Origin of the sequence: Bacillus cereus ATCC 14579 (genome assembly GCF_000007825.1) — a bacterium.
GTDB lineage: Bacteria > Bacillota > Bacilli > Bacillales > Bacillaceae_G > Bacillus_A > Bacillus_A cereus.
The window spans coordinates 2177787-2191335 of record NC_004722.1; the positions used below are offsets into that span (position 1 = coordinate 2177787).

Genomic DNA, 13549 nt, shown 5'->3' on the forward strand with positions numbered 1-13549 from the left:
AAATGAATGCCATATTCCATCAAAATAAAGGAAACAACATTAAAGGAGTTGTATTTGTGATTCAATTTAATCATGTGTCAAAATCGTATGAAGATGGCACGAAAGCAGTGGATTCATTGCATTTAGAAATTAAAAAGGGAGAATTTTTTGTTCTCATCGGTCCGAGTGGATGCGGTAAAACAACGACAATGAAGATGATTAATCGTTTAATCGAAACGACTGAAGGATCGCTTTTAATCGATGGAAAAGATATTCAACAATATAATATAAATGAATTACGTTGGGATATAGGATACGTGTTGCAACAGATTGCTTTGTTTCCTCATATGACAATTGCTGAAAATATTGCAATTGTTCCTGAAATGAGGCAATGGAGCAAAAAAGAAATTAAAGCACGCGTCGATGAATTGTTACATATGGTTGGATTAGATCCGGGTATTTATCGAAATCGTATGCCTCATGAATTGTCAGGAAGACAAAAACAACGTGTCGGTGTCGTGCGAGCATTAGCTGCAAACCCGAAAATCGTTCTTATGGATGAACCATTTAGTGCGTTAGATCCATTAATTAAGGAACAGCTTCAGAAAGATATTGTACAGTTGCAAAAAAAGATTCAAAAAACAATCGTATTTGTAACACATGATATGCAAGAAGCATTATCACTTGGAGATCGCATTTGTATTATGAAAGAAGGAAAAGTTGTTCAACTAGATACACCAGAAGGAATTATACATAATCCGAAAAATGAATTTGTAGAGGAGTTTATTGGAAATCGCGGACGAACTTGGTATCAGGGGAAAAGTATAGCAGATGTATTGCCGCTTGATCAAAGTGTGCAATTAGAAGGGCAGGCGCTATCATTACATTCTTCTTTACAAAAAGCGTTAGTTCGTGTGCGTGATGAGGAGGTCGTTCCAGTTGAAAAAAACGGTCAATATATTGGAGCGTTAACAAGTCGTCATATTGTCAATTACATTGTTGAACAAATGAAGGAAAGAGGCTAAACAGTGACTAATTTTATACAAACGTTCCAAGAACGAAAAATAGAATTACTAACTGCATTAAGTGAGCATTTACAAATATCGCTTATTTCATTATTTTTTGCAGTAATTATAGCGGTGCCACTTGGCATCTTATTAACAAGAAAAGAACGAATGGCTGAATTTATAATAGGAACTTCTGCAGTAATGCAGACAGTGCCATCACTTGCATTACTCGGACTATTAATTCCATTAGTAGGAATCGGAAAACTTCCAGCGATTATCGCATTAGTTGTGTATGCACTATTACCTATTTTACGAAATACATATACAGGAATAAGGGAATTAGATGAATCTCTAATAGAAGCCGCGAAAGCTATGGGGATGAATAGTTGGAGAAGATTGTGGAAGGTAGAACTTCCTCTTGCATTGCCTATCATTATGGCCGGTATTCGTACAGCGATGGTATTAATTGTTGGAACGGCTACATTAGCAGCTCTCATTGGTGCTGGTGGGCTCGGTAAGCTTATACTATTAGGTATAGATCGAAATGATCATGCACTTATCATTTTAGGGGCCGTACCAGCCGCGTTACTCGCTTTATTCTTTGATATAGTACTTCGCATACTTGAACGACCGAAACGCTCTTCTAAGCGTGTTATATTGACGATATGTATTGTTTGTATAATGATTGCTTCTCCATTTCTTTGGAGTACAGAAAAGAAAGATATTGTTATTGCGGGCAAACTTGGATCAGAACCTGAAATTTTAATTCAAATGTATAAGCAGCTTATTGAACAAGATACAGATTTACACGTACAATTAAAACCAGGTCTTGGAAAAACAGCATTTGTATTTGAAGCGTTGAAATCAGGGGAAGTAGATATATATCCAGAATTTTCAGGAACAGCTTTATCTACTTTCGTGAAAGAAGAACCAAAGAGTACAAATCGTGATGAAGTATATGAGCAGGCTCGCATTGGAATGGAAAAGAAATATAATATGATTATGTTGAAGCCAATGGAGTATAACAATACATATGCACTAGCTATGCCGAAAAAAATAGCAGATCAAAAGAATATAAATACAATTTCTGATTTAGGGAATGTTGCACAGGAAGCCAAAGTAGGATTTACATTGGAATTTGCTGATCGTGAAGATGGTTATAAAGGAATGCAAAAATTATATAACTATAAGTTCTCGAATGTTAAAACGATGGAGCCGAAGCTGCGTTATAGCGCAATTGAATCTGGAGATGTTAACGTAATTGATGCATATTCAACAGATAGTGAATTGGAGCAATACGGACTGAAAGTGCTGAAAGATGATAAAGGGTTATTCCCACCTTATCAAGGAGCACCATTATTAAGAAAAGAAACGTTACAGAAATATCCCGAACTTGAAAAGGTATTAAATAAATTATCTGGAAAGATTACAGATGAAGAAATGCGAAAAATGAATTATGAAGTTAACGTAAATGGTAAAAGTAGTGAAGAAGTCGCAAAACAATTTTTACAAAAAGAGAAGTTACTTCGTTAAATTTACAAGAAATATACAAATTTATATGTTTGAAATGACCGTTCATTACAAAATGAGCGGTTTTTTTGTGCATACTTATACATTTTTTCAAAAAAGTATTCCATTTTTGCTCATTTTCTTTTAGAATAAGTAATGTTTTCCTGAAAAAATATAAGAGAAACGTCTATTAGAGAAAAAGGTGACTTTAATAGTTGAACGAACATAACACCTAGAATGACAGATGGGGTGGTACAAATAGAAAAGAAGTTAGGATTTTTTCCATTAATCGCATTAGTAGTTGGAACAATGGTTGGTGGCGGTGTTTTTAGTTTACCGCATGATTTAGCAGTAGGAGCAAACAGTGGTGCAATAATAATTGGCTGGTGTATTACAGCGATGGGAATGATTCCACTTGCGCTCGTATATCAAACGTTAGCAAGACAAAAACCGGAACTTGAAGGTGGAATTTATAGTTATGCACGTGCTGGTTTCGGTGAATATATTGGATTTAATAGTGCTTGGGGATATTGGCTAGCAGGAATCTTAGGTAATGTCGCAACAATTATGTTACTGTTTAGTACATTAGGTTATTTCTTTCCAATTTTCAAAGGAGGAAATAATGTTGCGTCTATCGTTGGGGCATCACTTTTATTATGGACACTTCATTTTTTAATTTTATTTGGAATCCGTGAAGCTTCTATTATGAATGTGATCGCAACAATAGGGAAGTTAGTTCCAATCGTTTTATTTATTGTTGTAATGGTAACAGCCTTTCGCTGGGACACATTTACACATGATTTTTGGGGAGAAGGAACGATCTCACTTTCCGCTATACTTGGTCAAGTGAAAAATACAATGCTTGTAACACTTTGGGTTTTCATTGGAGTTGAAGGAGCGGTTGTATTATCTGGAAGAGCGAAGAATAGTCGAGATGTTGGTAAGGCAACAGTATTGGGACTTATTTTAGTAATGTCCATTTATATTTTAATTTCTGTCCTGTCAATGGGAGCTATGACAAGAGGCGAACTTTCTGTGTTAGAAACTCCGTCCATGGGACATGTATTAGAGCACGTTGTTGGTCCATGGGGTGCAGTTGCGATTAACATCGGATTAGTTGCTTCACTTGTCGGTACATTAATTGGCTGGTTTTTACTTGTTTCTGAAATTTCTCATGTAGCAGGAAAAGATGGCGTATTTCCGAAAGTCTTTACGAAAACAAATAAGAAGCAAACACCGCACATGGCATTATGGATTTCAAATGGTGTTGCCCAAATTATATTTATCATCGTTTTGTTTTCGGAATCAACATATCAAATTATGTATTTCATTGCATCAACATCAATTTTATTACCATATTTATTATCAGCGTTATTCCAATTTAAATTAGTCATTACAAACGAACTAAAAGACGCTAAATTAAAAAATGGAGCGTTAGCTTTAATTGCTTCTATTTACTCTGTATGGCTTCTTTATGCAGCTGGTTTAAAGAATTTACTACTCGTTTCAATTGTGTATGGAATTGGAATTATTGTTTACACGTTTGCAAGAAAAGAACAAGGGAACCGTTGCTTTGTAGGTGCAGAGAAGTATGTGATGTGGGCAATTATTGTTGCGGCTATCACATCAATATATATGTTATTAACTGGAAATATAAAAATGTAAAAAGTCCTTTTCATTTAAAGGGCTTTTTTCTTTGTTTAGAGAATATTTACTACATAAGATATTCAGGAGGGATGAGAATGGAAGAAAAAGAACAGTTGTCTAGAATAATTGATTTAGCTAGTGAGTTAAGGAAAGTATTAGTGCAAGAATCTTTTTTTAATCATCATCCTGAACTAAGAGGAGTCATTGAAAATTTAGCAAGTTCTGTTGAAAATTTGGCGGAATTACAAATAAGTAAAGATGAAAACGCTGAAGATCGATTACGTTACGTACTTGCGAAAATGAAAATTGCTCATAATGCAATTTTACAAGAGAAAAAAGCATTTCCTTCTCATTAATATAAGTTTTTATTTTGAACCTGGCGGATAACGTCAGGTTTTTTATTTCTAGTTTTTCGTTTCTTTCATACACTAAGAATAGTATGAAAAAAGAAGGTGACTAAGGTGAAATTACATAAAGCTCTTCAGCCAAGTTTTATAAAACGAATGTACTATATGAGATTTTTAGGGAAATTTACAAAAGCTGAGAAAGAGAAGAGTGGAGAGAATTTCTTTGTACACTGCTTATCGCCAATACCATTCACTTTACAGGAACAATTTACAAATGAACCATATGTATTTGAAGGGTTATGTAGCAATAAAAAGAATGAAAAAACTTTTCGGAATTAAAGAAGAGGAAATTAGAAAAGCAATTAGTAATGTTTCGTCTTTATTATGAAAGAGGAAATGTATACGTGGAGTTAATATGTACAGAAGAACCGAAAGAAATAGCAAGCAGCTATAAAATGATTCCGGCACCTAAAGTTACAAATCATAAAAAAAGAGAATCTTTAGAGCGAAAACTTAGCAACGGTTATTTATCATTTCTTATGCCAAAATTTCCGAAAGACTTTGAGCCTCCCGAATTATTGTGGCACGATGGAAGACTGTACGGAAACATATCCCTAAAGTCATCAATTAGCTCAATCGCCTATTTTGAACAGAAACGTGAATGTAAATATATAAACTGCAGTGACTGGACGAAGTATGTAGAAATAGCGGTAGAAGATCAATTATATTTTGTAAGTGATTATGTATATGAGCAATTAAAAAAACGAATGCATGAAGAAGGTAAGCTAGTTGAAGTAGAGGATATAAAAATACAAAAAGATGAATGGGAATGGGATGAGCGTGAATCGTCCTTTTTACAGTATGTACAAAGTATGGTGCATAATAAAGGGTTATATTTGGATGAAACGGATATTTATAATTTCCATATAAGTGTAAAAACAAATATGTTAACGATTCTTGGTGGTATACCGGGCGTTGGGAAATCACGTTTTGTGCAAACTTATGCAGAAGCATTAGGGTTACAGTATGGGGAAGAGTTGGTTTGGATTCCAATTTCGCCATCGTATCAAGAACCACATGATTTACTTGGTTACCTTCATCCAAATGGTACTTTTATTGAATCTGAAGCGAAGTTAGTTAGGACGTTAATGAAGGCGAAAGAAAATCCAAATCAACTGTATATAATCGTTTTTGATGAAATGAACATGTCTCATATTGAGCATTGGTTTACTCCGTTTCTATCTGTTCTTGAACTTGAAACAAAAAATCGTATTTTAAACTTGTATGAGGGTGTACAGGACATAGAGAATTCAATTCCATCAACAATTGAAATTGGAGAAAATATTATATTTGTAGGTACTGTAAATTTTGATGAAACAACGAAAGAGCTCTCTGATCGATTATTAGACCGAACGAACCTAATAACGTTACAGAAAATTCCGTTTTGTGAGATGGGCATGGAACAGGGGAAAGTCGTATTACATCCACCTTTGAAAGTAACGGCTGGAGAATTTCGGATAAATTGGATGAGAAATAAAGCGATGATTGAAGTGTTTTCTGAAGAAGAATTAGAGCTATTAGATAAGTTGCATGTCGTATTGTCATCACATGACGCGTCTAAGGGAATTTCTTTCCGATGTGCAAATGCAATTGCGACTTATTTGCAAAACATACCGTTTCAAAATAACCATACCTATATGATTAGTAGAGAAGAGGGGTTTGATTTACAAATAAAGCAGCGTGTATTGACGAAAATCAGAGGGACCGAAATGATGGTTGGGCCTTTACTTTCTGAAGAAGCAAAAAGGGGGGCGACCTTAGTACCTCTTTTGCAATCTACACTTGCAAACAGAGTATCTACATTTGAACACTCTTTAGCATATATACGAGAAAAACGTAGAGAACTGGAGTTGTATGGATATGCAAAATGAAGGGCGTTATGAAACAAAAATCGTTGATACGAATGAAACGCTCCCTTTTGTATTAAAGTTAATCATTGGAAATGAGGGGAAAGGAGATTATATTTTATTAAATCGTCTTTGTACATCTACTACAGCATTAGTTCAATGTATTTATAAAGTACAAGAATTAAAACCAATAAGATTGCAGTACAATTATGAAATCCCAATGAATATTACTTTTATATGGAATAAAGTATATGAGGGACAGAAAAATATAAAAGAGGCTCAATATGAAATAAATGAAAAAAAACAAAGAGTATTAATATATGAACACGGGAAAACAGAATTCTTTTATCCATGGCGCTGTGGTCTATACCATTTTGAAGTGCGTATAGAAGATACAACGTATTATGGCGCATTTCAAATCGTACCGAAAAACTTTTTTGATGATCAATTTGAAATGATTCAAGACTATGTGAAGTCAATTTTAAATGAGTTGATTTTGGATAGAGGTTACTATAAAAAAACCTTCTCTGCACTTAGCGATATTGAGGATTCTTCTTATTTAGTGTTACTTAGAAAGTTACCGCAAAAAATGAAAATGATAAAGCAAATCTTTAAGAAAATAGAATCAAGCTCAAAATTTATAAATGAATATAAATGGGAAGGAAAAGAGCGAAAGCCAACAAGAAAAGGAACTATAGTGGCAGAACGAAAACCTTATGCCAAACATTATAATCGTAAGTTTATGGAACAAAAAAATAGTAAGGAAAATGCATTTCTTAAATATAAAGCGATGCAATTTTATCATTATTTAATTGAAGCTAAAAGTTTTTTACGTCAAACAATTGAAATATTAGAAAGAGAAAAAAAGAAAAAATCAGAAGAGTTTCAAGCTGTAAAAACGATTATACAAACAATTGAGCGTAATGGATCAGTAACCGATAGAGAGAAGCAAAAATATAAAAATATACATTTACTAAAAGAAGCCGATTTACGAAAGAGCTCAATGAAAATACAAGAATATAAAATATTGGCGCATATTGTGCATGAAAATGTACAATACTTTCAAATGTTAATGCACTCTTCATTTTGGAGGGAAGTTACTGAAACAAGTAACATGAACTTACATGATTTACCGATACCACATCAACAATTACTACATCATTTAGAAGTACTCCCGCAATATACGGATCAATCTCCATCATTATTATTTGTTTATAAGCCAACGTTTTTAGTGTATGAATATTACGCTTTTTTTATCGTTATTTCACTTTTAGAGCAAATTGGTTTTGAGGCTAGAAACTCCATCCGTGAACAAATACAAGAACATTTTTATGTAGATGGATTACAAGATGGAACGACAGTAGTTTTAGAACGAGATGATATAAAGGTGCATGTCTCATTTAATGACTTAATTGAAACACATCCTCTTATTGCATTAAGTAAAGGTAGTAATTTTTACAATGGTGAGGATACGAAGAAGCCAGATATTCGCTTAGACTGTTATGTAAAAGAAGATGGGAAATACGTATATAAATCTTCTATTATTATTGAAGTGAAGTATAGTCCAATGTACAATATTTTTCAGCACGTCGGAAATACGAAAGCAACTGAGCAAATGTATAAGTACTGGTCTATAAAGTATGTAGAAGAACAGGATGGAAAGCGAGTCTATTATCGAAGGTCAATTTATGAAGTCATTTGTGTATATCCAGGAAGCCATATGCATAGTAAAAAAATTGAGTCTGGATGCGGTGTTTTCTTGCAGTTATATCCATATAAGACGAAACAAGGGGAAGAGAAATTAGCTGGAAAACATGGGATGGTACAAATTTTTGAAAAATGGCTAAAAAGCATTAAGAAGTAAAAGAAATCCTTTTTCATAAAGGATTTCTTTAGATTAAGAAGAATTATATGCTGTATGGAAAGAAACGTAGTGTAATTTAGATTTGAAAAGTGCTACAAATGTGTTATTAAAAGGAATGTGAGCGCGGGATAAAAGTCGATTAAATTGGAATCTAATTCATTTTGCAGAATATAATAAGTCATAAATATTTTTAGTTGCATACGAAGATTTGTTCTTATATGATAGATAGTGAAAGCGTTATCAAAAAAAACAGAGCGGCGATGGGAAAGGCGGTTAAATATGTTCCAGCGTGTTCAAACAAAGGAAGAACATTTTGGGTTCGAGCAACTATGGGGAGATTTTTGTGAAGAAAGAAACTTAATGTTCGTAGAACGTAATTTAAATCCATCACGATTTTTATTAATAGAAGATGAACATCCTATTGGTACAGTAGAATGTATTAAGTATACGGTACCTGAACAATCGAATTCTGAGTTTTTCTATCCGTTTTCTAAAAATGATTTAGTAAAAGATTTGAAGAATGTATATGAAATAGGCAAGTTAAGTATTTCGAAAACGTCTCGTGGAAGAGGACATTTCAAAAGGCTAACAGCTATTTTATTTATACATGCGTTAGAAACAAAAGCTGAATGGTACATTGCAGCAGTAACAAAAAGAATGTATATGTATTTACTTACACTTGGTTTTCCAATTGAACCAATAGATAATCCTTTTCAGTTTCATGATACTTTACAAGGTGTACCAGTAAGAATTCATGCTCGAAAAGGGGTTACGCATTTGTATTCTTTAAAAGAATTTCGTGATGTGATTCAAGGGAATGCTCATGCACAGGCATTAATTACAGAATACAGTAAAAATATTATGTTAACGAAATAAAGCGAAGTGAATATGTATAATAAAGAGAATAATATTTGTATAGGATATAACTCTTCATTAAAAAAGACCCTTATTATTTTAATAAGGGTCTAAAAATTATAATCCAAATATACTAAAAATCATTTTGCGGCGCTTCGGTTTCTTTTCTCGTTCATATGTTGGTTTTGAATCCGGAGTAATATAAATGGGTTCTTCTTTCGTTAGGGCAGCTTCTAACTTTTGAATTCGCTCTAACATTTCCTCCATTTCACGACGGTGTTGTAAAAGTTGGTACGTGACGACATCATTTGCCTTATCTTGCATTTGTTCTTCCATTCGATCAAGTCTTCTCGTAATAGTGTTTAATTGATTAGCTAATTGCTCAAAATCATTCGATGATATGTTTTGAACAATTGTATTAACTTGAGTTTTTAATTCCTCAACTTCATTTGAGGAAGCCTTTTGAGTAGATTGAGAATTTTGAGATTGCTCTATTTGAAATCGATGGTGTTCTAACATTTGATCGACATCCTCTTGTGTGAAAATAAAGTGGCCATATTTGTTTTTCTCTATCGTAAGATTTAATTGTTGCGCGATCCGGACAACAGCCTTTGGGCTAACACCTAATTTCTTTGCGATAAATGGTGTTTTATATTCCAAAATAATCCCCCCTATATATATCCTGTTGAATGATTTCGAGCTATGAAGTAAGTTCCCTTCTAGTGCGACAAAAGAAGTGTGGAATCGGCAAAGAAAGTGTTTTTTCACGAAATTGAGTTGAGGAGAATAGTTCTTTTAAATAAAAATGTCTTATCGTAACATTTAGAATAATTTGACGAGTGTAAATGAATTAGATTATCATAATGATAAATATCTTTTTTATGTATGCATATAATATATAAAAAGGTGGTTGCTAATGTAGAATTTTGTTAGAGTATTAGAATGCTTACTTCACTTGAATAAAATTAAGTAGGAGGTGGCTTCCTTGCTTACAAAGTAAGTAAGGAAAAGTATTTGGACATATATAGTATAAGTATAGTGATTGTTTTAATTGCCTTAACGGCATTTTTCGTTGCAGCAGAATTTGCAATTGTTAAAGTGAGAAGTTCACGAATTGACTATTTAATTGCAGAAGGAAATAATCGTGCAACATCGGTCAAAACAGTCATTACAAACTTAGACGAATATTTATCTGCTTGTCAGTTAGGAATTACTGTTACAGCTTTAGGAATTGGGTGGTTTGGTAAACCTGCGTTAAAGCAAATGTTTGATACGCTTTTTGCAAATTGGAATATCTCTACTCAACTAGCAGACATTTTTGCTGTAACTTTAGTATTTTTGTTAATTACTTTTTTACATGTTGTAATAGGGGAATTGGCCCCAAAAACATTTGCAATTCAAAAATCTGAACAAGTGAGTTTGCTTGTTTCTAAGCCGTTAATTTTCTTTTATCGTATTGCATTCCCATTCATTTGGCTATTAAATGGTTCAGCTCGAATCATTACGAAGCTGCTAGGGCTGAAACCGCCGAAGGGGCATGATGAGGTTCATTCAGAAGAAGAATTACGGTTGTTAGTTTCAGAAAGTTATAAAAATGGTGAGATTAATCAATCTGAATATAAATATGTAAATAAAATTTTTGAATTTGATGATCGGATTGCAAAAGAAATAATGGTACCTCGAACTGAAATGAATATTATAAGTAAAGAAATGCCTGCTGAAGAAGCTTTGCAAAAAATGTCTCGCGAAAAATATACAAGGTATCCAGTTGTTGATGGCGACAAAGACCACGTAATAGGTTTTGTGAATTTTAAAGATATTTTTACTGAGTTTGTACAACATAAAGCTGTTAATAAGAAGACAGTAGAGCAATATATGAGACCAATTATTTTAGTTATCGATTCTATTCCAATTCATGATTTGTTTTTAAAAATGCAAAAAGAAAGAACACATATTGCTATATTGATAGATGAATATGGTGGGACATCTGGACTTGTTACTGTTGAAGATATTTTGGAAGAAATTGTTGGAGATATTCAGGATGAGTTTGATACGGATGAGCAGCCAGAAATTCAAAAGGTTAGTGAAACGAAGACGATACTAGAGGGAAAAGTACTTGTTAGTGAAGTGAATACGTTATTTGGTTTAGGGATTGATGATGATGGTGTTGATACAATCGGTGGTTGGATTTTAACGAAGAATATAGAGATTGCTGAAGAGGATTCCATTGAAATTGAAAATTATAAGTTTTGTGTGAAAGAATTAGATGGACATTATATAAAAAGATTAGAAGTTACAAAGATAGTAGAATCGATTGTTATTTTAGAAGATGAAAAACAAATTTCGTTACAAGAGCAAATTAGCTCGTAAACTCTGCTATATAGCAGAGTTTTTTTGAGCATAATGTTTTTTGAGGGATAGGGGCTATGATACAATGACATAAGTTGAACCTTTCACTAGGTGAAGTATTGTTGTATACATATATTTGGAAGGAGAAGAAGTATGAAAAAGCATTTATATATAAACGGAAGTTGGAAATCTGTAAACACGTATAAACCATTATACGCACCATATTCTGAAGAAACATTAGCGGAAATTGCACAAGGAACGGAAGAAGATGTAAAAGAGGCTGTTACTGCTGCAAAAAATGCAATGACAAAAATGAATAAATTATCTGCATATGATCGTGCGACTATTTTAGAGAAAGTTGCACAAAAAATGGATGAAAGAAGAGAAGAATTTGCAGAGATTATTGCAAAAGAAGCTGCAAAACCAATACGTGCTGCAAGGGGAGAAGTAGATCGTACTGTTCAAACGTACAAATTTGCAGCTGAAGAAGCGAAGCGTATATATGGTGAGACATTGCCATTAGACGCCGCACCTGGTGCAGATGGGCGTATTGCATATACAATCCGAAAGCCGATTGGGGTTATAGGGGCTATTACACCATTTAATTTCCCATTAAATTTAGTAGCGCATAAAGTTGGACCAGCAATCGCTGCCGGAAATACAGTTGTATTAAAGCCAGCTGATCAAACGCCATTATCATCTTATGCATTAGTTGAGTTATTTGAAGAGGCAGGATTGCCAAATGGAGCTTTAAATATCATTTCTGGCCCTGGCCCCACGGTTGGTGAGGCAATCGTCAAAAATGATTACGTTGCTTCTATTACTTTTACCGGAAGTCCAAAAGTTGGAATCGGAATAAAACAAAAGGCTGGGCTAAAACGAGTTACGTTAGAACTAGGCTCAAATGCTGCTGTTATTATTGATGAAGATGTAGAGTTAACAGATGAAATAATTGAACGTGTAAAATGGGGAGCATTTGTTAATAATGGGCAAGTTTGTATTTCAGTACAACGTGTTTTTGTACATGAAACGAAAATACATGAATTTCTCTCAAAGCTAAAGAAAGCGATGGAATCAGTTGTTGTTGGTGATCCATCGCTTGAGGAAACGGATGTATCAGCTTTAATTTCAAAAAAAGATGTAGAGCGAATTGATATGTGGGTTCAAGAAGCAATTAAGGAAGGAGCAACTGTTTTATGTGGTGGTAAGAAGCAGGATGCAAGAATTTTTGAACCGACTGTATTAACAAATGTTCCAGATCATGTATCTGTGCAGTGCCAAGAAGTATTCGGTCCACTCATGACAGTAAATACATTTAAAGAATTTGATGAAGCGATTGAGCAAGTAAATAATTCGCGTTACGGCTTACAGGCGGGAGTATTTACAAATAATTTATTTAAAGCAATGCGTGCAATTGATGAGCTAGAGGTTGGTGGTGTCATGATTAATGATATTCCAACGTTCAGAGTAGATCATATGCCTTATGGTGGTGTGAAAGAAAGTGGCACGGGACGCGAAGGAATTAAATATGCAATAGAAGAAATGACAGAAATGAAATTAGTATGTATTAAAAAATAAAGTGGAAAAACTTAAAACTTGCACTAAAAAACGAGTAGGAAATGTTTACGATTCCATACTCGTTTTTTACGCTTCTAGTAACTATTTAATTAAGTGTAACTTTTACTTCATTTCTTGTTTGAAAATAGTATCTTCTACATAAATTTGTTCTTTATCTATAGCAGTAGCATGAGTTAATACTAAACCGATTGGTGTTTTTGTATCTTTATTTTGAACAATTGTAAAAGGAACATTTTTTTCGTTTGCTAATTTAATGTATTTTGATAAATGTGGGTAAGCAATGCCACCATTTAGGAGGAGTTGTAATGATTGAGAAGAGCGCATGCTACCCGCCACTTCAGAGTATACATTACTTTGCATTACTTGACCGATTGTTAAAGCGATTTCCACACGCTCACGTAATGTAGTTAAATACATATTACGTTCTTCTGGTTTGTTTTGCTTTTGGCCGTAAATGCCTTCTTGGAGATAATCTTCCACATTTTTATTTACCATATTTTTCACACC

Annotated in this window: 10 protein-coding genes and 1 pseudogene; 9 read left to right on the top strand and 2 right to left on the bottom strand. The window is 33.6% G+C overall.

Translation table 11 applies throughout. The features are described from left to right. Positions 1-56 precede the first annotated feature (56 nt). The 7 genes and pseudogenes from BC_RS11190 to BC_RS11220 all read left to right on the top strand — a co-directional run bounded on the left by BC_RS11190 (position 57) and on the right by BC_RS11220 (position 9136). Positions 57-1004: an ABC transporter ATP-binding protein gene (locus BC_RS11190; protein ID WP_000614090.1), complete on the top strand. Its 948-nt coding sequence runs from the start codon at positions 57-59 to the stop codon at positions 1002-1004. A 3-nt stretch (positions 1005-1007) separates the two neighbouring features. Then, positions 1008-2519: an ABC transporter permease/substrate-binding protein gene (locus tag BC_RS11195; protein WP_000181014.1), complete on the top strand. Its 1512-nt coding sequence runs from the start codon at positions 1008-1010 to the stop codon at positions 2517-2519. Positions 2520-2732: 213 nt separating this feature from the next. Next, entirely contained in the window at positions 2733-4160 is a 1428-nt protein-coding gene (locus tag BC_RS11200; RefSeq protein WP_000129444.1) for a basic amino acid/polyamine antiporter, read from the top strand. Positions 4161-4237: 77 nt separating this feature from the next. Then, positions 4238-4498 (top strand): hypothetical protein, encoded by a 261-nt coding sequence (locus BC_RS11205; protein ID WP_000391445.1) that lies wholly within the window; start codon positions 4238-4240, stop codon positions 4496-4498. Between the two features lie 105 nt (positions 4499-4603). Further along, a pseudogene (locus BC_RS11210) lies at positions 4604-6420 on the top strand (AAA family ATPase). Beyond that, entirely contained in the window at positions 6410-8260 is a 1851-nt protein-coding gene (locus tag BC_RS11215) for a hypothetical protein (RefSeq protein ID WP_001178730.1), read from the top strand. The pseudogene BC_RS11210 and the gene BC_RS11215 overlap by 11 nt, the downstream one beginning before the upstream one ends. A 279-nt stretch (positions 8261-8539) precedes the next feature. Beyond that, positions 8540-9136 carry a hypothetical protein gene (locus BC_RS11220; RefSeq protein ID WP_000487796.1) on the top strand — a complete coding sequence of 199 codons (597 nt, stop codon included), beginning with the start codon at positions 8540-8542 and terminating at the stop codon, positions 9134-9136. Positions 9137-9232: 96 nt separating this feature from the next. Here the strand turns inward: BC_RS11220 and racA are convergent, their stop codons facing one another. After that, positions 9233-9775, bottom strand: coding sequence for a chromosome-anchoring protein RacA (gene racA / locus BC_RS11225; RefSeq protein WP_000456023.1), 543 nt, complete (start codon positions 9773-9775; stop codon positions 9233-9235). Positions 9776-10129: 354 nt separating this feature from the next. On the opposite strand from racA, the gene BC_RS11230 reads away from it, so the two are divergent. Together BC_RS11230 and BC_RS11235 are read left to right on the top strand one after the other, a co-directional pair. Next, complete coding sequence (locus tag BC_RS11230; protein ID WP_000356252.1) at positions 10130-11485, top strand: hemolysin family protein; 1356 nt, start codon at positions 10130-10132, stop codon at positions 11483-11485. 132 nt (positions 11486-11617) lie between these two features. Beyond that, on the top strand, positions 11618-13042 hold the full coding sequence (locus BC_RS11235) for an aldehyde dehydrogenase family protein (protein ID WP_000716485.1): 1425 nt from the start codon (positions 11618-11620) through the stop codon (positions 13040-13042). Positions 13043-13144: 102 nt separating this feature from the next. Here BC_RS11235 and BC_RS11240 read toward each other — a convergent pair whose 3' ends face one another. After that, the gene (locus tag BC_RS11240) at positions 13145-13537 is read right to left on the bottom strand and encodes a YueI family protein (protein WP_000247558.1); all 393 of its coding nucleotides are present in this window, start codon (positions 13535-13537) and stop codon (positions 13145-13147) included. Between the last annotated feature and the right edge of the window lie 12 nt (positions 13538-13549).

What these genes read in the sequence shown, in the direction of transcription:
- BC_RS11200 (WP_000129444.1), top strand. Translation starts at nt 2,733, where the DNA reads ATGACAGATGGGGTGGTACAAATAGAAAAGAAGTTAGGATTTTTTCCA.
- BC_RS11205 (WP_000391445.1), top strand. Translation starts at nt 4,238, where the DNA reads ATGGAAGAAAAAGAACAGTTGTCTAGAATAATTGATTTAGCTAGTGAG.
- BC_RS11215 (WP_001178730.1), top strand. Translation starts at nt 6,410, where the DNA reads ATGCAAAATGAAGGGCGTTATGAAACAAAAATCGTTGATACGAATGAA.
- BC_RS11220 (WP_000487796.1), top strand. Translation starts at nt 8,540, where the DNA reads ATGTTCCAGCGTGTTCAAACAAAGGAAGAACATTTTGGGTTCGAGCAA.
- BC_RS11235 (WP_000716485.1), top strand. Translation starts at nt 11,618, where the DNA reads ATGAAAAAGCATTTATATATAAACGGAAGTTGGAAATCTGTAAACACG.
- BC_RS11240 (WP_000247558.1), bottom strand. Translation starts at nt 13,537, where the DNA reads ATGGTAAATAAAAATGTGGAAGATTATCTCCAAGAAGGCATTTACGGC.